At 69.5% G+C, this 20,780-nt stretch carries 20 protein-coding genes and 2 tRNA genes; 8 read left to right on the top strand and 14 right to left on the bottom strand.

Annotated elements, in window-relative coordinates:
• Positions 1-2: 2 nt before the first annotated feature.
• The 5 genes from RSP45_RS15695 (at position 3) to RSP45_RS15675 (ending at position 2,518) form a co-directional block, all read left to right on the top strand.
• A complete protein-coding gene (locus tag RSP45_RS15695; protein WP_415392652.1) occupies positions 3-578 on the top strand; it encodes a hypothetical protein in 576 nt (191 codons plus the stop codon).
• 56 nt (positions 579-634) lie between these two features.
• Entirely contained in the window at positions 635-829 is a 195-nt protein-coding gene (locus tag RSP45_RS15690; protein ID WP_415392651.1) for a DUF4169 family protein, read from the top strand.
• Positions 819-1,067, top strand: a complete 249-nt coding sequence (locus tag RSP45_RS15685; RefSeq protein WP_415392650.1) for a ribbon-helix-helix domain-containing protein — start codon at positions 819-821, stop codon at positions 1,065-1,067. Before RSP45_RS15690 ends, RSP45_RS15685 begins: the two co-directional genes overlap by 11 nt.
• Before the next feature lie 30 nt (positions 1,068-1,097).
• Positions 1,098-1,844: a YebC/PmpR family DNA-binding transcriptional regulator gene (locus tag RSP45_RS15680; RefSeq protein WP_415392649.1), complete on the top strand. Its 747-nt coding sequence runs from the start codon at positions 1,098-1,100 to the stop codon at positions 1,842-1,844.
• 119 nt (positions 1,845-1,963) lie between these two features.
• Complete coding sequence (locus tag RSP45_RS15675; protein ID WP_415394090.1) at positions 1,964-2,518, top strand: LysE/ArgO family amino acid transporter; 555 nt, start codon at positions 1,964-1,966, stop codon at positions 2,516-2,518.
• A 152-nt stretch (positions 2,519-2,670) separates the two neighbouring features.
• Here the strand turns inward: RSP45_RS15675 and RSP45_RS15670 are convergent, their stop codons facing one another.
• From RSP45_RS15670 to RSP45_RS15660, 3 genes are read right to left on the bottom strand one after another with little or no spacing between them, the layout of a single operon-like run.
• On the bottom strand, positions 2,671-3,747 hold the full coding sequence (locus tag RSP45_RS15670) for a quaternary amine ABC transporter ATP-binding protein (RefSeq protein ID WP_415392648.1): 1,077 nt from the start codon (positions 3,745-3,747) through the stop codon (positions 2,671-2,673).
• Entirely contained in the window at positions 3,744-4,595 is an 852-nt protein-coding gene (choW, locus tag RSP45_RS15665) for a choline ABC transporter permease subunit (protein WP_415392647.1), read from the bottom strand. The genes RSP45_RS15670 and choW overlap by 4 nt, the downstream gene beginning before the upstream one ends.
• The gene (locus RSP45_RS15660; protein WP_415392646.1) at positions 4,595-5,542 is read right to left on the bottom strand and encodes a choline ABC transporter substrate-binding protein; all 948 of its coding nucleotides are present in this window, start codon (positions 5,540-5,542) and stop codon (positions 4,595-4,597) included. Before RSP45_RS15660 ends, choW begins: the two co-directional genes overlap by 1 nt.
• Positions 5,543-5,656: 114 nt before the next feature.
• Here RSP45_RS15660 and betI point away from each other — a divergent pair, with 114 nt between their 5' ends.
• Positions 5,657-6,226 carry a transcriptional regulator BetI gene (gene betI / locus RSP45_RS15655; RefSeq protein WP_415392645.1) on the top strand — a complete coding sequence of 190 codons (570 nt, stop codon included), beginning with the start codon at positions 5,657-5,659 and terminating at the stop codon, positions 6,224-6,226.
• 36 nt (positions 6,227-6,262) lie between these two features.
• On the opposite strand, the gene RSP45_RS15650 is transcribed toward betI, so the two are convergent.
• The 6 genes from RSP45_RS15650 to RSP45_RS15625 all read right to left on the bottom strand — a co-directional run bounded on the left by RSP45_RS15650 (position 6,263) and on the right by RSP45_RS15625 (position 10,717).
• Positions 6,263-6,748, bottom strand: a complete 486-nt coding sequence (locus RSP45_RS15650) for an SspB family protein (protein ID WP_415392644.1) — start codon at positions 6,746-6,748, stop codon at positions 6,263-6,265.
• A gap of 137 nt (positions 6,749-6,885) precedes the next feature.
• Positions 6,886-6,962 (bottom strand) — tRNA-Asp (locus tag RSP45_RS15645).
• A gap of 32 nt (positions 6,963-6,994) precedes the next feature.
• Positions 6,995-7,071, bottom strand: a tRNA-Asp gene (locus tag RSP45_RS15640).
• Between the two features lie 305 nt (positions 7,072-7,376).
• Positions 7,377-8,519 carry a PRC-barrel domain-containing protein gene (locus RSP45_RS15635; protein WP_415392643.1) on the bottom strand — a complete coding sequence of 381 codons (1,143 nt, stop codon included), beginning with the start codon at positions 8,517-8,519 and terminating at the stop codon, positions 7,377-7,379.
• Between the two features lie 129 nt (positions 8,520-8,648).
• Positions 8,649-9,509, bottom strand: a complete 861-nt coding sequence (locus RSP45_RS15630) for a PRC-barrel domain-containing protein (RefSeq protein ID WP_415392642.1) — start codon at positions 9,507-9,509, stop codon at positions 8,649-8,651.
• 116 nt (positions 9,510-9,625) lie between these two features.
• Entirely contained in the window at positions 9,626-10,717 is a 1,092-nt protein-coding gene (locus RSP45_RS15625) for an anhydro-N-acetylmuramic acid kinase (RefSeq protein WP_415392641.1), read from the bottom strand.
• A 75-nt stretch (positions 10,718-10,792) separates the two neighbouring features.
• On the opposite strand from RSP45_RS15625, the gene tyrS reads away from it, so the two are divergent.
• Complete coding sequence (tyrS, locus tag RSP45_RS15620; protein ID WP_415392640.1) at positions 10,793-12,040, top strand: tyrosine--tRNA ligase; 1,248 nt, start codon at positions 10,793-10,795, stop codon at positions 12,038-12,040.
• A gap of 129 nt (positions 12,041-12,169) precedes the next feature.
• Positions 12,170-13,078, top strand: coding sequence for a pseudouridine-5'-phosphate glycosidase (locus tag RSP45_RS15615; protein ID WP_415392639.1), 909 nt, complete (start codon positions 12,170-12,172; stop codon positions 13,076-13,078).
• Between the two features lie 221 nt (positions 13,079-13,299).
• Here the strand turns inward: RSP45_RS15615 and RSP45_RS15610 are convergent, their stop codons facing one another.
• The 5 genes from RSP45_RS15610 to RSP45_RS15590 form a co-directional block, all read right to left on the bottom strand.
• Positions 13,300-14,352, bottom strand: coding sequence for a patatin-like phospholipase family protein (locus tag RSP45_RS15610; RefSeq protein WP_415392638.1), 1,053 nt, complete (start codon positions 14,350-14,352; stop codon positions 13,300-13,302).
• A gap of 25 nt (positions 14,353-14,377) precedes the next feature.
• Entirely contained in the window at positions 14,378-15,505 is a 1,128-nt protein-coding gene (gene prfB / locus RSP45_RS15605) for a peptide chain release factor 2 (protein ID WP_415392637.1), read from the bottom strand.
• 106 nt (positions 15,506-15,611) lie between these two features.
• On the bottom strand, positions 15,612-18,104 hold the full coding sequence (locus tag RSP45_RS15600) for a penicillin-binding protein 1A (protein ID WP_073064276.1): 2,493 nt from the start codon (positions 18,102-18,104) through the stop codon (positions 15,612-15,614).
• A gap of 73 nt (positions 18,105-18,177) precedes the next feature.
• Positions 18,178-19,482 carry an N-acetylmuramoyl-L-alanine amidase family protein gene (locus RSP45_RS15595; RefSeq protein ID WP_415392636.1) on the bottom strand — a complete coding sequence of 435 codons (1,305 nt, stop codon included), beginning with the start codon at positions 19,480-19,482 and terminating at the stop codon, positions 18,178-18,180.
• A 9-nt stretch (positions 19,483-19,491) separates the two neighbouring features.
• Positions 19,492-20,634, bottom strand: coding sequence for a pyridoxal phosphate-dependent aminotransferase (locus RSP45_RS15590; RefSeq protein ID WP_415394089.1), 1,143 nt, complete (start codon positions 20,632-20,634; stop codon positions 19,492-19,494).
• Positions 20,635-20,780 lie beyond the last annotated feature (146 nt).

Below are 20,780 nucleotides of genomic sequence, written 5' to 3'. Positions count from 1 at the left end.
CAATGAAGCACTCGGACAATGATCTGATCGACCCTGACCCGTTTATCCTTGCAAACCTTTGTCTTCAGGGCGCGGCTGTAATCCTTCAGCTTGTCCAGATTAGCCAAACTGGAGGAGTCAAGAAAAGAAAAGGGGCGATAACAGCTAGGAAAAGCACGCTGTCCAGCTTGGAAGCCGCTCTGGAAGACTTCGACCTCGCCATTGAAAAAGCAGAAAGGATGATCCGAAGAAATTCAGCGGCGCCCGAGGAGGAGTTCTACCAAGTCTCCTTTCGCTTGACCCTAGGGGTACTGAGGTTCAGCGCTGATAATGTGGCAGAATATCACAGAACAGTTGCCGAAGTCGGCGCAAAGCTCTCTGCACTCACGCTTTGGATCGGTCATATTATTGAGCAAGACTCAGAGATTGTTGTCGCCCTCGGAAAAGAAATCGTCGACTTAGTTCACAACGCAAGCCAACGTCTAAATAATCTCATGGCAGATGGCGCCCCAATTGAGACAATTCTTGCCGAATCCAAGCAGGTTCGAAACGCGTGCAAAGCATCCGTGCAAAGGCACTTAGACGATGGCAGCAACTAATCACGTTTGCGCCAAGGCTAAACGCTGCGCTTCTATTGGATATAACAATCTGAAAGATGTCTCGTCTCACCAACCTCAACCGTTTCCGCAAGGACCGAGCCCGCGCCGACAAGCGCCGGCAGGGCAACGAGAACGCCGCGAAATACGGCCGCAGCAAGGCCGAGCGTGCGCAGGACCAGGCCGAGGCGGCGCGGGCCGCCCGCATCCTCGACCAGCACCGGCGCGAAAACGGGGATGGGGATGACGCTTGACCTGCCGCCGCTGTCGCCGCCGCGCAAGCGCTCGGTTACCATCGACGGGCACGCGACCAGCGTCAGTCTGGAAGATGCGTTCTGGCGCGCCGCCGCCGATGCCGCCGCCGCCCGCGGCATCAGCCGCGCACAGCTGATCGCCGCCATCGACCACGCCCGCCCCCCCGAAGTGGGGCTGGCCACCGCCCTGCGGCTGTTCCTGTTCGCCCAGCTTGCGCCCCCGCCCCGCGCTGACTAGAACCGCGCCACACCAGAGCGAGAGGATCTCATGGCAGGCCATTCCAAATGGGCCAACATCCAGCATCGCAAGGGCAAGCAGGACAAGCTGCGGTCCAAGCTGTTTTCAAAGCTGGCCAAGGAAATCACCGTCGCCGCCAAGATGGGCGACCCCGACCCGGAAAAGAACCCGCGGCTGCGGATGGCGGTGAAAGAGGCGCGGTCGAACTCGGTCCCCAAGGACGTGATCGACCGCGCGATCAAGAAATCGCTGGGCGGCGATGCCGAGAACTACGAGGAAATCCGCTATGAGGGCTATGGCCCCGGCGGCATCGCCATCATCGTCGAGGCGATGACCGACAACCGCAACCGCACCGCCTCGAACGTGCGCAGCTATTTCACCAAGCACGGCGGCGACCTGGGGCAGACCGGCTCGGTCAGCTTCATGTTCGACCGGGTGGGCGAGATCATGTATCCGGCCAGCGCGGGCGATGCCGACACGGTGATGATGGCGGCGCTGGAAGCGGGCGCTTCCGACGTGGAAAGCGACGACGAGGGGCACTGGATCTATACCGGCGACAGCGACCTGGCCGAGGTGGCCTCGGCGCTGGAAACCGCGCTGGGCGAATCGGAAACCGCCAAGCTGATCTGGAAGCCGCAGTCCCCGGCCGAGGTCGCCGATCTCGACCATGCGCAAAAGCTGATGAAGCTGATCGACACGCTGGAAGAGGACGACGACGTGCAGAACGTCACCGCCAATTTCGACCTGTCCGAAGAGGTCGCGGCGCAGCTGGGCTGAGCGGACGGGCCAAGGATTCCGGCGGCGCCCGCTGCGGCGCCGCTTTTTCATGCGGGGACGGCAGGGTGATTCAGGCGGGCAGCTATCTGGCGGGGCTGGGGGTCGGGCTGTCGCTGATCATGGCGATCGGGGCGCAGAACGCCTTCGTCCTGAAACAGGGGCTGCTGCGCAACCACGTCTTTGCCGTCTGCCTGTTCTGCGCGGCCTCGGACGCGGCGCTGATCGCGGCGGGGGTGGCGGGCGCCGGCGCCATCGCGCGCAATGCGCCGTGGTTCCTGCAGGCGATGCGCTGGGGCGGGGCGGCGTTCCTGCTGTGGTACGGGCTGCGCTCGGCTCGCGCCGCCTGGCGTGGGGGCGAGGCGCTGCAGGCCAGCGCCGGGGCCGCCCCGGCGCTGGGACCGACGCTGGCGACGCTGGCGGCGCTGACCTGGCTCAACCCGCATGTGTGGCTGGACACGGTGGTGCTGATCGGCTCGATCTCCTCGGCGCAGCCCGACCGGCTGGGGTTTGCGCTGGGGGCGATGAGCGGATCGTTCCTGTTCTTCTTCTCGCTGGGCTTTGGTGCGCGGCTGCTGGCGCCGCTGTTCGCGCGCCCGGTGTCCTGGCGGGTGCTCGAGGCCGGAGTGGCGCTGGTGATGTGGACCATCGCCGCGACGCTGATCCTCGGCGACTGAGGCGCCGCACCCCATCCGGCAACGGATGCGCCCGCGACACGGGAGCCATGGGTATTTGAGCCAGAAAGAAGCCCCCTCGCCCGCCTGAGGCGGCAGCTGCTTCTTTCTGGTCCAAATACCCATGCAGCGGCGACGCCGGACGGCCGATGCAGCTATGTGCGGCCGTTGCCCGGATGCGCCAGCCGCTTGAGCACCCCGGCCCTTGTTACCCGGCCGCCGCCGGCGACCGGCAGCGCCTCGGCCGTGGTCAGCGCGGACATCACCTCGCGCGCGGGCAGCGTTCCCGGCAGGGGCGCGCCCGGCGCCTCGCCCGGTTCGGTCAGGTCGGCGGCGGTCAGCACCGCCACCGGGTTCATGTGGGCGACGAACTCGGCCACATAGGCGTTGGCCGGGTTGCGCAGGATGTCCAGCGCGGTGCCGGTCTGCACGATCCGCCCCTCGTCCATCAGCGCGATGCGGTCGCCCAGCTTGAACGCCTCGTCCAGGTCGTGGCTGACGAAGATGATGGTGCGCGGGCGGCTGGCCTGCATCGCCAGCAGGTCGTCCTGCAGCCTGGTGCGGATCAGCGGGTCGAGTGCCGAGAACGGCTCGTCCATCAGCAGGATTGGGGCGCGGGTGGCAAAGGCGCGGGCCAGACCCACGCGCTGCTGCATCCCGCCCGACAGGTCGCCGACCCGGCGGTCAGCCCAGTCCGACAGCCCGACGGTTTCCAGCTCCTGCTCGACGCGGGCGCGGCGCTGGCGGCGGGACTGCCCGGCAAGCTCGAGCCCCAGCCCGACGTTCTCGCGCACCGTGCGCCAGGGCAGCAGCCCGAACTGCTGGAACACCATCGACACATGGTCCAGCCGGATCCGGCGCAGCGTCTGGGGGTCGGCGCTGGTGACGCTGGTCATCGCCTCGTCCATGCGGATGCGGACATCGCCGCGCACCGCCGGGTTCAGCGCGTTCACCGCCCGCAAGAGCGTCGATTTCCCCGAGCCGGACAGCCCCATCAGCACCACGATCTCGCCCGCCCCGACCTCGAGCGAGCAGTCGTGCACCCCCAGCACCTGCCCGGTCGCCTCGCGGATGGCGCTGCGGTCCAGCCCCTCGTCGGCCAGCGGCAGCGCCCGTTCCGGCCGGTCGCCGAAAACGATGGACACGCGGTCGAAGACCACGGCCGGCGGGCGCGGCGGCGGCGGTGCCGAGGGCGCGGGGGCGGCCTGGGTAAAGGGGGACGGGGCGGTCATTTCTCTCTCCGTGGTGCGGCCAGCAGCCGGTCGAGGATGATCGCCACCACCACGATCACGATGCCCGATTCGAACCCCAGCGCCGTGTTCACGCTGTTGAGCGCGCGCACCACCGGCACCCCCAGCCCCGCCGCCCCGACCAGCGCCGAGATCACCACCATCGACAGCGACAGCATGATGGTCTGGTTCAGCCCGGCCATGATCTGGGGCGCGGCACTGGGCAGCTCGACCTTCCACAGCAGCTGCCGGCGGGTGGCGCCAAAGGCGCGGGCGGCCTCGACCAGCGGCAGCGGCGTCGAGGCGATGCCCAGCCGCGTCAGCCGGATCGGCGCCGGCAGCACGAATATCACCGTGGCAACCAGCCCCGGCACCGTGCCGATGCCGAAGAACACGATCGCCGGGATCAGATAGACGAAGCTGGGTAGCGTCTGCATCAGGTCCAGCAGCGGCCGCGCCAGCCGGTAGAGCCGCGGCCGGTGCGCCAGCGCGATTCCCGTGGGCACCCCCAGCGCCATGCAGACGATCCCCGCCGCCAGCACCAGCGACAGCGATTCCATCGTCGGCTTCCAGTAGCCCTGGTTGAGGATGAACAGGAATCCCGCCGCCACCCCCGCCGCGACCGCCAGCCCGCGCCGCAGCAGCAGCGCCAGCGCCGCCGCCGCCGCGGTGAACAGCAGCGGATGCGGGAACACCAGCACCGCGTGGATCGCGTCGACCAGCGCCCCCAGCCCGCTCGCGACCGCGGCGAACACCGGCTCGGCGTGCAGCTTGAGCCAGTCGAACACCTGCCGCGCGATCCTGCCGACCGGCAGCTTGCTTTCGGTCAGGACCGCGGTCAGACGGTCCATCACCCTTCCAGCGCCGCGGTCAGCGCCGCCTGCGCATCGCCCCCGTCGATGGTGGTGACGCCCTCGAGCCACTGCCCGGCGACCTCGGGATGCGCCTTGAGCCAGTCGCGCGCCGCCGCCTCGGGGTCGCGGCCGTCGTCGAGGATCGCGCCCATGATCTCGTTTTCCATCGCCAGGGTGAACTCGAGATTCTGCAGGAGGCGACCGACGTTCGGGCATTCGGCGACATAGCCGGCGCGGGTGGTGGTGCGCACCTCGGCGCCGCCCAGGTCGGGGCCGAAGATCTCGTCGCCGCCCGGCAGATAGGTCATCTCGAAGCGTTCGTTCATCGGGTGCGGCTCCCACCCCAGGAACACCACCGGCTTGCCGGCGGCATCGGCGCGGGCGACCTGCGCCAGCATCCCCTGTTCGCTGGATTCGACCAGTTCGAAGGTGCCCAGCCCGAACTGGTCGGCGGCGATCATGTCCAGCAGCAGCCGGTTGCCGTCGTTGCCCGGCTCGATCCCGTAGATGCGGCCTTCCAGCACGTCGCGCTGCGCGGCGATGGAGGCGAAATCGGTGATCCCGGCCTCGACCCCGGCGCGGTTGGTGGCCAGCGTGTATTTGGCGCCGGTCAGGTTGGTGCGCACCGTGTCGATGGTCCCGGCCTCGGCATAGGGGCGCAGGTCGGCGATCATCGACGGGTGCCAGTAGCCCAGGAACACGTCAAGGTCGTCGCTGGCCAGCGAGGCGAAGGTGAAGGGCAGCGACAGCACCGTGACCTCGGGTTCATATCCCAGCGCCTTGAGCACGGTGGTGGTCAGCCCGGTGGTGGCCGAGATATCGGTCCAGCCGGGGTCCGACATGCGGATGCTGCGGCAGCTGTCGGGCTCGGCCGCAAACGCGGCGGGCGCGGCCAGCGGCAGCGTCGCGGCGGCAAGCGCCAGCAGGCTGGTGCGGAAGGTCATGGCTCTCTCCTTCTTCGTCGTTTCCGTGGCAGCGCCGGGGCGTTTGTTGATTGACGAGTCAATCAGGCTGCGCTATTCCTCACGGCACTTGGTGATTCTGCCGAGGGTCCTCTTATGCCTAAAATCGGGGCCGAGGCCAGCCGAAAGGCGGCCCTGGTGGATGCCGCCATCGCCGCCGTCGGGCGGACGGGCACGCAAGAGGTGACCGTGGCCCGGATCGCCCGCGATGCGGGGATGTCACCGGCGCTGGCCCATCACTATTTCGGATCGAAATCGCAGATGCTGGTTGCGGCGATGCGCCACATCCTGATCCGCTACGGCGAAAGCGTCCGGCAGGCGCTGGCTGCGGCCCCGCCCGACCGCCGGGCCGAGGCGATCGTCGCCGCCAGCCTCGACAGCGCCCATTTCGACCGCGAGACCACCGCCGCCTGGCTGAACTTCTATCCGTTGGCCCTGACCGAACCCGAGGCGGCGCGGCTGCTGGCCATCTATCACCGCCGCCTGCGCAGCAACCTGCTGCACGCGCTGCGGCCGCGCGCGGGCGCGGATGCGGCGCGGCTGGCCGAGACGCTGGGGGCGCTGATCGACGGCATCTATCTGCGCGCGGTCATCGACGCCCGCGGCCCGGTCCCGGACCAGGCGCACCGGATGGTGCAGCAATGGCTGTCCGACGCGCTGCGCTGAGCCCGGATCACCCGGCCCGCGCCGCGCGCCTGCGGGTCACTTGCGCCATTTGTCCAGGCTGACCACCTCGGCGCCGCCGCCGGTGCCGCCAGCGGGTCCGTCGTCGTTATCGTCGCCGTTGCCGTCGCCGCCCTCGGCCTCGGGCGGGGTGTCGTCGTCGCCCTCGCCCTCCTGGGTCTCGAATCGCAGCCCGAACTCGACCGAAGGGTCGACGAAGGTGCGCACCGAATCGAAGGGGATATACAGCGGCTCGGGCGAGTTGCCGAAGTTCAGGGTGATGGTGAAGCCCTCGTGCGTGACCTTGAGGTTGTCGAACCAGTGCTGGATGACGATGGTCATTTCCTCGGGGTAGCGCTCGCGCAGCCAGTCCGCCATCTCGACGCCCTCGTCGCGGGTGTCGAAGGTGATGAAGAAATGATGCTCGCCCGGCAGCCCTTCCTCGGCCACGACCTGCAGCACGTCGGCGATCAGCCCCTGCATGGCACGGTGCATCATGCCGCCATAATCGATTCCGCGCGCCATCAGCCTCTCCTTCGCAACGGGGTCAGCATAGGGATGTGACGCGGGATGAAAAGGCCCGCCGCACCGGCGATTTCGGCCGCCGCAGCCGGGACATCCCGCCGGCACGGCAGGAAAAGCGACAGGATAAAGGGGGAAGGTGGCGCGGTTGACGGGGCTCGAACCCGCGACCCCCGGCGTGACAGGCCGGTACTCTAACCAACTGAGCTACAACCGCGCATTACCCGGTGGCGACCGTCTGGTGGTGGATGGCGCGGTTGACGGGGCTCGAACCCGCGACCCCCGGCGTGACAGGCCGGTACTCTAACCAACTGAGCTACAACCGCCCACACCACACCCAGATCGCCTCTGGGGTGACGGGGATGTACGCATCGCCGCGCAGGAGGTCAAGCGACAAAGCGCGCCGCGGGGAAGGAATGGCGAAAAACCTGACGGCGGCGGGGGATGGGCGAGGTCGGAGATGGTCCCGAGGGCGCGATGCGGGGCCACTCGAACTGGGGCGCCGAAGGTAAGACCCCAAGCGTCGGCCGCCCCAAATGACCGCCCCTCGCCATGACGAAAACCGGGCGGCAGTCCCGCTGCCGCCCGGCCGTTCATGTCGCCTGCCCGGCCGGTGGTGCCGGGGGCTAAGTCATTCCTCGGGCAGGTATTCGGGCAGGTTCTGCACCTCGGCGGCGGGGGTGCCGACATAGGCGCGCAGGTCACTGCCATCGGGCTGGCGCTGGAACGACACCTCGTCGAAGGGATAGGCGAGGTCGCGTTCGCCGATGCCCAGGAAGCCGCCGACGCCGACGATCACCTGCTGGATCTGCCCCGAGGGGTCGGCGATCACGTCGCGGATGTCGCCGATATGCTCGTCGCCGGCCGCATAGACCGGGGTGCCGGTCAGCGCCTCGGCCGACAGCTCCTCGACCGGGACCGCGGCATAGCCCTCGCGGATATCAAGCTCGGACGCGCGCAGCCGCGGGGTCGCCGGGGCGGGCGCCGGGCCGGTGACCTCGACGGCGGGCTGGTCCTGCTGGACCTCGACCTGCGCCTGGCCGGCGCCCTCGACCTCGACCTGCGGCGCGGGGGCGTCCTGCATCTGCACCTGCGCGTCGCCGGCCTGCTCGACCGCGATCTCGGGCTGGTTCTGCCGGATCTCGACCTGCGCCTCGGTGGCGCGGGTGACGTCGATCTGCGGCTCGGCCTCGGTCACCTGGACCTGGGCCTCGGCGCCCTCGACGGTGATCCGGGGCTGCGGCTGCACGAAGGACACCACCGGCTCGGGCACCTCGACGGTGACCTCGGGGCGGGCCTCGTCCACGGTCACCTCGGGGTCGGCCAGGGCGACCGAGACGATGGGCTGCGGAATGTTCACGGTCACCGTCGGCTCGGCCTGGGTGACGGTGATCCTGGGGGCGCATTGCTCGACCGTGACCTCGGGCGGGGCCTGGGTGACGGTAACGGTCGGCTCGGGCTGCTCGACGGTGACCTGGGGGGCGGGCTGGCTGACATGGACCCGCGGCGTGGGGGCGTCGACGGTCACGGTCGGCTCGGCCTGCTCGACCACCACCTGCCCACCCAGCCCGGCGGCGCCGGCGGCAGCATCATCGGCAGGCGCCGCATCGGCGGGCGCGTCGGCCGCGGCTTCGGTTCTCGCGTCCGTCGTCGCCTCGGCCGGTGCGGTGGCGGCATCCTGATCGGTTGCGGCGTCGGTATCGGTCTGCGCCATCGCCCCCGCGGCGACGAGTGACAGCACTGCGGCCGTCCCCAGAAGATGCTTGCTCAGCATGGCATGAGATCCTTGTCCTGTGGTGTGCTCCGGGCATCGCCGGATCAACCCGGGCGGCCAACCAGGGTTCCGGCCGCGACGAAAAAGGGCGCCCCGAAGGGCGCCCCGTCTGGCCGTCAACGGGCCGGATCACTGCATGACGGTGGATTTGTCGAAATCCGGCAGCGCCTCCAGCTCTTCGCGGGTGAAGTTGGTGGCAAAGAACGCATCGTCGCCGATGCGGACGAAATGCAGCGCGTCCTTGCCCAGCAGCACCTGCTTGGCGCCGATGCCCAGGAAGCCGCCGATATCCGCGACATAGCCCAGCACGTTGCCGTCGGCGTCGACCACGATGTCGCCGACCTTGGCGATGTCGGTCCACTCGGCCGGACGCTCGGCCAGCACCGGATCGTCCCAGACAGTGGACGAGGGCTGGTTGGTGGTCCAGATCCGGCGATTGAGCAGCCACGACCCCAGCATCCCGGGGTTGTCGGCGCTGAGCGCCGGCGCATCGACATCGGGGGCGACCACGACGGCGCCGGTGGTGTCGGTGGTGGTCATGTCGGTGGTCGTGGTGGTGGTGCCGTCCGCCGGGGTCATCGGCGCCGGCGTCACGTCCGAACCCGGCGCATCCGTGCCCATGGTGTCGGTGGTCGTGGTGGTATCGGTGGTCGTGGTAGTGGTATCGGTCGTGGTGGTGACGGCGGCGTCGCCCGAACCGGCGGTCACGGCCTCGTCCGCGGCGCTTTCGGCGCTGTCGGCGGCATCCTCGACCACATCGGCGGCGCCGGTGGTCACGGTCTCGTCAACCGCGCTTTCCGCGCTGTCGGCCCCGTCCTCGAGCTGATCCGCAGCACCCGCGGCCGCATTGTCGAGGTCCGTCGCCGCATCCTCGACGATGGTCGTCGATTCGGTGGTCGTGGTAGCGGTGCCGTCCGGGGCCGGGGTCTGGGCCATCGCAAAGCCGGTCAGGGCAAGCGACGACGTGGCGGCAAGAAGCAGGGCTTTCATCGTGGGCCTCCTTTGTCGTGGCGAACATGGGGAACGCGGTTCCCCGACTGTGCCGGCCCAACGCGGACCCGCCGCAACCGTTCCGCCCGCCGCGATTTTCCGCCCGTCCGCCGGCGTCATCCCGCCGGGGCGCTGATCCTGCCGCCGCAGATCGCCCGCGGCGCGCCGGTGGTGCCGGGACCCGAGGTCGGCAGCCCGCGCAGCACCCGCGCGGCCAGCCAGGCGAAGCCCTGCGCCTCGATCATGTCGCCGTCCAGCCCGGCGGCCTCGACCGGCCGCACCGGCAGCCGGCTGCGCGATTCGAGCGCCGCCATGATCGCGGCATTGTGACGGCCGCCGCCGCAGACCAGCAGCATTTCCGGGCGCGAGGGCAGCAGCCCCAACCCGCTTGCCACCGCAGCTGCCGCAGCATGGACCAGCGTCGCCGCCGCATCGGCGTCGGCCAGAGCCGCCACCGCCGCCGACAGCCCGGCGAACGCATCCCGGTCCAGCGATTTCGGTGCCGGGCGGGTGAAATATTCGTGGCGCAGGAAAGCCTCGACCACGGTTTCATCCGGCGTGCCCGCAGTGGCCAGCGCCCCGCCCTCGTCCCGCGCCAGCCCGCGCCGCGCCCGCATCAGGTCGTTCAGCGGTGCGTTCGCGGGGCCGGTGTCAAAGGCGATGCAGGCGCGCAGCGGATCGGGTTGGCGCGGGTCGCACCAGGTCAGATTGCCGACCCCGCCCAGGTTCAGGAACACCACCGGCGCGGCCGCAAGCCGCCCCTGCGCCACCGCCCAGCGGGCCAGCGCGTGGTGGAAGAACGGCACCAGCGGCGCGCCCTCGCCCCCCTGGCGCACGTCCTCGCGCCGGAAATCCCAGACCACGCGGCGCCCGGTCGCCCGCGCCAGACGCCAGCCCTGCCCGGCCTGATGGGTGCGGCCGCGCGCGGGGTCATGGGCCAGGGTCTGGCCGTGATAGCCGATCAGGGCCGCCTCGGGAAAATCCGCCGCCAGTGCTGCATGGGCGACCACCGACAGCGCCGCGGCTTCGGCCACCCCCTCTTCGCCCGGCCAGCGGCCAAGTGCCGCGTGCAGCACCGCGGCCTCGGCGGCGCAATAGGGGCGATAGGCGCTGCGGCCGAAGCCGTGGATCGCCTCGCCGTCCGTCTCGACCACCGCCGCGTCCACCCCGTCGAGCGAGGTCCCCGACATCATCCCCAGCACCAGCATCCGCACCCCCCGCCAGTTCGCTTTTCCTTGCCCCGCGCTGGCTGTATAGGCGGGCGCAGTGAAAGGAAAAAGCCGATGACCTACCGCCCGAAATCCGAGTTCCTGACCGTCATGGTCGAACGCGGCTATCTGGCCGACTGCACCGACATGCAGGCGCTGGATGATGCCCTGATCGAGGGGCCGGTGACGGCCTATATCGGCTATGACGCAACCGCGGCCAGCCTGCATGTCGGCCACCTGCTGAACATCATGATGCTGCGCTGGTTCCAGAAGACCGGCAACCGCCCGATCACCCTGATGGGCGGCGGCACCACCAAGGTCGGCGACCCCTCGTTCCGCAGCGAGGAACGCCCGCTGCTGACCCCGGACGCGATCCAGTCGAACATCGACGGGATGCAGCAGGTCTTTGACCGCTACCTGCAATACGGCGACAGCGGCGCGATGATGCTGAACAACGCCGAGTGGCTGGACAACCTCAACTACCTCGATTTCCTGCGCGACATCGGGCGGCATTTCTCGGTCAACCGGATGCTGTCCTTCGAATCGGTGAAATCGCGGCTGGACCGGGAACAGAGCCTGTCGTTCCTCGAGTTCAACTACATGATCCTGCAGGCCTATGACTTCCTTGAACTGTACCGCCGCTACGGCTGCCGGCTGCAGATGGGCGGCTCTGACCAATGGGGCAATATCGTCAACGGGATCGACCTGACCCGCCGGGTGCTGGATGCGGAGATCTGGGGGCTGACCTCGCCGCTGCTGACCACCTCGGACGGGCGCAAGATGGGCAAGTCGGCGGGCGGCGCGGTCTGGCTGAACGGGGCAATGCTGAGCGCTTACGAGTTCTGGCAGTTCTGGCGCAACACCACCGACGCCGACGTGGGCCGGTTCCTCAAGCTTTATACCGAGCTGCCGGTGGCGGAATGCGATAGGCTGGGCGCGCTGCAGGGCGCCGCGATCAACGACGCCAAGATCATCCTGGCGAACGAGGTCACCACCCTGCTGCACGGGGCCGACGCCGCCGCCAGCGCCGAGGCCACCGCGCGCGAAGTGTTCGAGCAGGGCGGCACCGGCGCCGATCTGGAGCTGGTCGCCATGCCCGCCGCCGCCTTTGACGGCGGGCTGTCGGTGGCGCAGATGCTGGCGCAGACCGGGCTCACCTCCAGCGGCAAAGAGGCCAAGCGCCTGATCGCCGAGGGCGGGCTGCGGCTGAACAACGACCCCGTGACCGACCCGCAGCGGCTGCTGACCGCGGACGAGGTGGGCGAGGGCATGAAGATCAGCCTGGGCAAGAAAAAGCACCGGATGCTGCGCATCGCCGGCTAGGCCGCCTGCCGCAGGCGCCCGTCCCGGGCGCCTGCGACAACCGGGCCGCGCCCGTCCCGCGCGGCTGCTCTTGACGTGCCCGGTCGCCCTGGCGCTTCATCCTCGGGACCCTACCCCGAGGAGCCCCCGATGACCGACCTGCCGCTGAGCTTCACCCCCGAGGTCCGCGAGGCGCTAGACGCGGGCCGCCCCGTCGTGGCGCTGGAATCGACGATCATCACCCACGGGATGCCCCACCCCCGCAATCTGGACATGGCGCGCGAGGTCGAGCGTGCGGTGCGCGACGCCGGCGCCACCCCCGCCACCATCGCGGTGATCGGCGGGCAGATCCGCATCGGGCTGGACGACGCGACGCTGGAACATCTGGCCGCGGCCGAGGGGGTGATGAAGGTCAGCCGCGCCGATCTGGCCGTCTGCCTGACCAGCGGCCGCACCGGCGCCACCACGGTCGCCGCGACGATGATCTGCGCGGCGCTGGCCGGCATAAGGGTGTTCGCGACCGGCGGCATCGGCGGCGTCCACCGCAACGTCGAAGAGACCATGGACATCTCGGCCGATCTCTACGAGCTCGCGGCGACGCCGGTGACGGTGGTGTCCTCGGGGGCCAAGGCGATCCTCGACCTGCCGCGGACCTTCGAGTTCCTGGAAACCCTCGGCGTGCCGGTGATCGCGGTCGGGCAGGATGCGATTCCCGCCTATTGGTCGCGCGATTCCGGCCTGCCCGCGCCCTTGCGGCTGGACGACCCGGCCGAGATCGCCGCCGCCGCAAGGATGCGCCGCACGCTGGGCCTGCCCGGCGGGCAGCTGGTGGTGAACCCGATTCCGGCCGAGGCCGAGATCCCCCGCGCCGAGATCTTCCCCGCCGTCGAACGCGCCCTGGAAGAGGCCGCTCGCAAGCGCATCGCCGCCAAGGCGGTCACCCCCTTCCTGCTCGATCGCGTCTACGACCTGACGCAGGGCCGCTCGGTCGAGGCCAATATCGCGCTGGTGCTGGCCAACGCCCGGCTGGCCGCAGAAATCGCGGCGCAGGACGCCTGAGCGCGCTCGCGCGCCCCGGCTCTTTCATCTTGCGCAAATATCCCCGGGGCTTCCGAGCGCCCGGAAACAGTCCGGTGGACTGTTTTCAGCGAGGACGGCCACGGCAGTGGCCAGGGGCTGGCCCCGCTCCGGCAGCGCCGCGAATGGAAGGCGGATAAGAAAAACCACCCCCCAAAGCTGCTTTTCTGCCGAATGGCCCGGTGGCGCCGCCCCGACCGCCGCTAGCCGTAAAGCCGCGGCAGATCCACCGAATCGCGGCTGCCCACATTCGCCAGATCGCCGCGCAGGAACGCCTCGGCCGCCTGTCGCCCGGCGGTCTTCATCCGCCCGATTAGCCCCGGCCCCGGCATCAGCTTGCTGTGTGCGCCTAGCGAGTTCATCAGCGCGTCGTCGGAAATCAGGTGGATCAGCGGCGATTTCATGCCGCGGCCGGACAGCCGCCCCTCGGCGGTCAGGCGCTTGACGAACTGGATGGCGCGCAATTCCCGCTGCAGGGATGAATTGAAGCTGATCTCGTTGATCCGGTCCTGGATCTCGACCGGGGTGCGGGGGATGCCGTCGCGCTCCATCGGGTTGATGGCCACGATCACGATGTCGGCGGGCAGCTCGGGCTCGAACAGCGGAAACAGCGCCGGGTTGCCGGAATAGCCGCCGTCCCAGAACGCCTCGCGCCGGCCGGTCTGGGGGTCCTCGATCTCGACTGCGCGGAACAGCGTCGGCAGGCAGGCCGAAGCCATCACCGCGTCGGGCGTCACCTCGCCTCCGGAAAACACCCGCACCCGGCCGGTGCGCACATTGGTGGCGGTGACGAATAGCGCCGGGGCGCGGCCGCCCTGCCCCGCGCCCAGCGGATGCGGCATCCGGGCGATCACCGCGCCCAGCGGGTTGCTGTAGAACGGGCCGCTGTCATAGGGGCTGAACACCCGCGCGATGCCTTCAGCCCAGGCGGCGGGGGAAAACATCTCGGCCCAGCGGTGCCAGGCGGTCGGCACCGGCGCCAGGCTGGACATCCAGCGCACCAGGCGGTTGTCGGAATAATGGCTGACTTCGCGCCACACATGGTTAAGGTTCTCGCGCGCCGCCTGCCGCCCGGCGCGGCCCTCGGCCACCGCCAGCCCGGCGGCCAGCGCCGCGCCGTTCAGCGCCCCGGCCGAGGTGCCGCTGATGCCGGCGATGTCGATCTCGTCGCCTTCCAGCAGCCGGTCCAGCACCCCCCAGGAAAACGCGCCATGCGCACCGCCGCCCTGCAGGGCCAGGTTGATCGGTTTCGCCATTGCGCGCCTCTGCTGGTTTTGCGGGTCAGGCGTCCGAATTCGCCTCGGAACGGCTTTTCCCTGACACGTCCATCGCCAGCGTCGCCGCCATGAACCCGTCCAGGTCGCCGTCCAGCACCCCCTGCGTGTCCGAGGTCTCAAAGCCGGTGCGCAGGTCCTTCACCATCTGGTAGGGTTGCAGCACGTAAGAGCGGATCTGGTTGCCCCAGCCGGCCTCGCCCTTGGAATCATGGGCGGCGTTGATCGCGGCGTTGCGGCGGTCCAGTTCCAGCTGATACAGCCGCGACCGCAGCGCGTTCATCGCGATCTCGCGGTTCTGGTGCTGCGACTTCATGCTGCTGGTGACGACGATATTGGTCGGCAGGTGGGTGATGCGCACCGCCGAATCGGTGGTGTTGACGTGCTGCCCGCCCGCGCCGGACGACCGATAGGTGTCGATCCTGATCTCGTTGTCGGGGATGACGATCTCGATATTGTCATCCACCACCGGATAGACCCAGACCGAGCAGAACGAGGTATGCCGCCGCGCCGAGCTGTCGAAGGGGCTGATCCGCACCAGCCGGTGCACGCCCGATTCCGATTTCAGCCAGCCATAGGCGTTGGGCCCGGTGATCTTGTAGGTGACCGAGCGGATCCCGGCCTCGTCCCCCGCGGTCTCGGACTGCAGCTCGACCTTGTAGCCCTTTTTCTCGGCCCAGCGGGTGTACATCCGCGCCAGGATCGCGGCCCAGTCGCAGCTTTCGGTGCCGCCGGCGCCGGCGTGGATCTCGATGAAGCTGTCGTTGCTGTCGGCCTCGCCGTCCAGCAGCGCCTCGAGCTCTTTCTGCGCCGCGGTCTCGGCCAGGGATTTCAGCGTCGCCTCGGCGTCGGCGACGATCTCGGCGTCGCCCTCGGCCTCGCCCAGCTCGATCAGCTCGACGCTGTCGCGCAGGTCCTGGTCCAGCCGACGATAGGTTTCCACCTTGTCCGACAGGATCTGGCGGTCGCGCATCAGCTTCTGCGCGCGGGCCGGGTCGGACCAGAGGTCCCCGTCCTCGATCATCGCGTTCATTTCTTCCAGCCGGTGCGGCGCGGTGTTCCAGTCCATGCGCTGCGCGAGCAGGCCCAGCGACTTGCGGATGGACTCGACGGTGGCTTGGGTTTCGGCACGCATGGGCGGTCCCTGACAGGCGAACGGCAATTCGGATGAAAGCGGCTGATACCGCGGCCCGGCCGCCGGCACAAGCAGGACGGCGGCCCTGCCCCCTGCCGCGGTGGGCCTAGTAGAGCCCGCCCGAACTCATGCTGCCGAAATCGGCCTTTTTCGGGATCACCTTGCGCTTGCCGGTCGAGGTGGTCACCGCCTTGTCCGCGGTCTCGGTCACGTCCGAGCTTTGCTTGCGGCCGAAACCGCCGTCGATCACATAATCGCTGGCGGTGGTGCCGTTGCGGAAATATTCGGCGATGGTGTATTTTCCATAGGACACGTCGGCGAAATACCCGCCCGGCGGCACCTTGAAGGCGCTGCCCCCGTATTGCTTGACCGCTTGCCGCATGAAGGCGTTGAACACCGGCACGCACATGGTGCCGCCATAGGCGTTCGACCCCAGGCTGCGCGGCTCGTCAAAGCCGATATAGCAGCCCGCCACCAGGTTCGAGGTGAAGCCGACGAACCACACGTCCTTGGCGTCGTTGGTGGTCCCGGTCTTGCCCGCCACCGGCACCGGCAGCTTGACCCCTTTGCCCGAGCCGCGGCTGACCACCCCTTCCAGCATCGAGGTCAGCTGATAGGCGGTCACCGCATCCATCACCCGTTCCCGGTCCGAGGCGATCACCGGCGCCTGCCCGGCGGGCAGGTTGCCCATGTCGCAGGTGGTGCAGCTGCGGCGGTCGTGGCGATAGACGGTGCGGCCGCGGCGATCCTGCACCCGGTCGACCAGCGTCGGCTCCACCCGCTCGCCGCCGTTGGCGAACATGGCATAGGCGGCGACCATCTTGAACAGGGTGGTTTCCTGGGCCCCCAGGCTGTTGGCCAGGAACGGCGACAGCCGGTCGTAGACCCCGAAACGTTCCGCATAGGCGGCCACCGTATCCATGCCGATGTCCTGCGCGATGCGGATGGTCATCAGGTTGCGCGACTGCTCGATCCCGGTGCGCAGCGGCGTGGGGCCATAGAAGCCGCCGCCGGCGTTCTTGGGGGTCCACAGCCCCTGCGGGGTGTTCACGGTGATCGGTTCATCTGCAACGATAGTGGCGGGGGTATAGCCCTTGTCCAGCGCCGCCGCATAGACGAAGGGCTTGAAGGACGACCCCGGCTGCCGCATCGCCTGCGTCGCGCGGTTGAAGACCGAGCTTTGATAGCTGAACCCGCCCTGCATCGCCACCACGCGGCCGGTGTTCACGTCCATCGCCATGAACCCGCCCTGCACCCGCGGCACCTGCCGCAGCGTCCAGCGGATGAAGGCGCCGGTATTGTCGTCGGTCATCTGCCGGACCAGCACCACCTCGCCCACTTCCAGCAGGTCCGAGGCCACCCTGGCCTGCGGCGCCCGCTGGGTGCCGGGCAGCATCTTGCGCGCCCATTGCACGTCCTTGGCCGGGATCAGATGCGGCTCGTCGCCCTGCGGGACGCCCTCGATCCCGATCACGGCGTCGGTCTCGGTCAGCTCCAGCACCACCGCCGGGTGCCAGCCCTCGATGTCGCGCGGCACCTTGGCGCGGGCCAGCGCCGCGCGCCAGTCCGGTTCGGCCGCCAGCTTGTCCGCCGGGATGGTGATGCCGGTGCCGCGCCACAGCCCCAGCCCGCGGTCATAGCGTTCTAGCGCATCCTGCAGCGACTTGGCGGCGATCGCCTGCAGCTGCGGGTCGACGGTGGCGCGGATCTGCAGCCCGCCGCCGAAGAACTCGTCCTCGCCGAACTGCGCCGACAGCTGGCGGCGGATCTCGTCGGTGAAATAGCCGCGCGGGGGCAGGCTGTTGCGGAATGCCGGGAAATCGCCGTTCTGCACGGTCCGCAGCGGCTGCGCCGATTCGGCGCGGAACACCGCTTCGGTCAGATAGCCGTTCTGCCACATTTCGCGCAGCACATAGTTGCGGCGCTCGGTGATCCGCTCCTTGTCGCGCACCACCGACCGCGAGGGCGCCTGCGGCATCGCCGCCAGCATCGCGGCCTCGTGCGGGGCCAGCTCGGTCAGCGACTTGTTGAAATAGGTCTGCGCCGCCGCCGCCACGCCCGAGCTGTTCTGCCCCAGGAAGATCTCGTTGAGGTACAGTTCAAGGATCTGGTCCTTGCTCAGCGTGTTCTCGATCCGCGTGGCCAGGATCAGCTCGCGCACCTTGCGTTCCACGCTGCGCGACGAATCGAGCAGGAAGTTCTTCATCACCTGCTGGGTGATGGTCGAGGCCCCGCGCACGCTGGCCCCGCGGGTCTGCACCGCCTGCACCGCCGCACCGATCATGCCGCGCGGGTCGTAGCCGTGGTGCTTGTAGAAGTTCTTGTCCTCGGCCGAGATGAAGGCCTGTTTCACCAGATCGGGGATTTCCTCGATCGGGACGAAGATCCGCCGTTCCTCGGCGAATTCGTCGATCAGCTTGCCCTCGCCGGAATAGATGCGGCTGATGGTCTTGGGGGCGTAGCTGGCCAGCGCCTCGTGGCTGGGCAGGTCGCGGGCGTAGATCCAGAAGATCCCGCCGATCCCCAGCGCGACGAACAGCGCCGCGGTGACGAACCAGGAAAAGATCGCGCCGACGAAATTGAGCAGGAAACGGATCAAGCGACAGGCCCACCATAGCCAAGCAGAGGGTTTCCTATACCGCCTGTCGCGCCCGGATCAAAGCGGCGTTGCATCACCCGGGCGGGGTCTTGTGCGATCCCGGCGCCTTGCTGCCGCTGCCCGGGGCCGGGGTTTCGGCGGGCTTTTCCGCGGGGGTCCAGGTGGCGGCCCAGTCGACGATCCCCGCCGCCAGCGCCGCGGCGACGCGGGCGCGCCAATCCGGGTCGAACAGGTTGCTGCGGTCGTCGGGGTCGGTCAGGAACCCCAGCTCGATCAGCACCGAGGGAATGTCGGGCGATTTCAGCACCGAAAACGCCGCGCCGCGGATCGGCACCCGGTGCATGTCCACCCCCGCCGCATCCATCTGCGCCACCAGCATCCGCGCCGCATCGGCGCTGCGGGGCTGGGTGTCCAGCCGCGCCAGGTCGATCAGCGCCCGGCTGACATCCTCGTCGGTGTCCGACAGGTCGAGCCCGGCCAGCATGTCGCTGCGGTCGTGCAGCAAGGCCAGCTGCCGGGCGGCGCGGTCGTTCGAGCGCGCGTCCCAGGTATAGATGGTCGCGCCCGCCGCCTCGCCCGCCGGCAGCGCATCCGCGTGCAGCGAGATGAACAGGTCGGCCCCCTTGGCCCGCGCGATGGTGGTGCGCGCCTCGAGCGGCACGAAGTGGTCATCCTCGCGCGTCAGCACCACCTCGATGCCGCGGTCGCGCAGCACGGCGGCGAACTCGCGCGCAAAGCCCAGCATCAGCGCCGCCTCGGAAATGCCGCCGACCTGCGCGCCGGGGTCGATGCCGCCATGGCCGGGGTCCAACACCACCCGCAGTCGCTCCCCCGCGGGCGCGGCGGGCGGGCGGGCGGTGTCGGCGGGTTCCGGCAGGCCGCGCAGCACCGTCAGGCTGTCGCGGCGAGGGCGGAACTCGGCCGGCTTCACCGGCACCAGCCGCAAGGACAGCGCCGGCGCCGGCCCGCCGGTCAGCTGCGCGCTGTCCAGATTCATCGGCCCGGGCAGGGTCAGCACCGCCCGCGCGCCGCCCTGCGGCGCCGGCCCCCAGCGCAGCGCCAGCGCCGCGGCGGGGTCGGCATCCGGGTCGGGTTCAGCGTCAGGGTCGGCAGCAGGCGGCATCTGGGGAATCTCGGTGTCGCGCAGGTCCACCACCAGCCGCGGCGGCGCGTCGATCACCGCCACCGCATGGGCCACCGCCCGCGACAGCCCGATGGTCAGCGCGATCGGCCGCGGCCGCCCACGGTCCCTGCCCTCGAACCCCAGCATGACGCGGCCCTGATCGACCTCGGCCAGCGTTTCGGCCACGACCGGCCCCGGCCGCGCCACGACCGCCAGCGCGGCCAGCAGCAGCACTGCCGCCGCAAGGCGCAGCATGCCCACCGCTCAGCGCCCGGCCATGAAGGCCGCCAGCCGGTCCAGCCCCTCGGTGATCTCGGCGGTGGACTGGGCATAGGACAGCCGCAGCGTCCCCGCCCCCCGGATCGGGTCGAAATCCAGCCCGGGCGTCACCGCGACGCCGGCGCGGTCGAGGATCTCGGCCGCCAGCGCCCGGCTGTCATCGGTCAGCGCCGAGACATCGGCATAGATGTAGAAGGCCCCGTCCGGCGGCGCGATGCGGTCGAACCCCATCGCCGGCAGCCGTTCCAGCATCAGCTGCCGGTTATGCGCATAGACGGCCAGGTTCGCCTGCGCCTCGGCATCCGCCTCGGGCGACAGTGCTGCCAGCGCCGCCACCTGGCTGGCGTGGGGGGCGCAGATGAACATGTTCGCGGCCAGCCGGCCGATGGTGCGCACCATGTCGGGCGGCACCACCATCCAGCCCACGCGCCAGCCGGTCATGCTGAAATATTTGGAAAAGCTGTTGATCACCACCACATCGTCGGTCAGCTCCAGCGCGCTGACCGGGCGGGCGCCGTAATCCAGCCCGTGATAGATCTCGTCCGAGACCAGCGCCGCGCCGATCTCTTGCGTGCGGGCGACCAGCGCCGCCAGCGCGTCGCGGTCCAGCATCGTCCCCGAGGGGTTCCCGGGCGAGGCGATCATCACCCCCTGCACATCGGCGGGAATGTCCCCCGGCACCGGCTGATAGCGGTTTTCGGCGCGGGTCTGCATCCCCACCGGCTGCACCGACATGGCGCGCAGGATCTGGCGATAGCTGGGATAGCCCGGCTCGCCCACCGCCACCCGGTCGCCGGCATCGAACAGCGCCGAGAACGCCAGCACGAAGGCCCCCGAGGAGCCCGGCGTCACCACCACCCGCGCGGGGTCGAGGTCGATCCCGTACCAGCGCCGGTACAGCCCGGCGATGGCGGCGCGCAATTCCGGCATCCCCAGCGGGATCGTATAGCCCAGCGGCTGCGACAGCGCCTGCCCCAGCTTATCCAGCGCGGCGCGGGGGGCGGGGGTCGAGGGCTGGCCGACCTCCATATGCACGATGCGGCGGCCCTGCGCCTCGGCGCGGCTCGCGGCCTCCATCACGTCCATGACGATGAAGGGGTCGACCTGACCCCGCTGCGATTGCCGCATCCGACTGCGCCCCATGGTTTTTTGCTTGGCGCCCTTTTGGCCCCGCCCCCGACCCCGGTCAAGAGACGGCGAGCCCGCCCGCAGGGGGTGGACAGACCGCGCACCGGCGGGGCAAATGCCTCCGGCACCGGAAGGGCCGAGACCGG

The sequence above is a fragment of the Paracoccus sp. SJTW-4 genome (assembly GCF_047716885.1).
In the GTDB taxonomy this organism is placed as follows: Bacteria; Pseudomonadota; Alphaproteobacteria; order Rhodobacterales; family Rhodobacteraceae; genus Paracoccus; species Paracoccus solventivorans.
The sequence above is the reverse complement of the archived record's forward strand: the minus strand, read 5'-3'. Positions and strand labels throughout refer to the sequence as shown.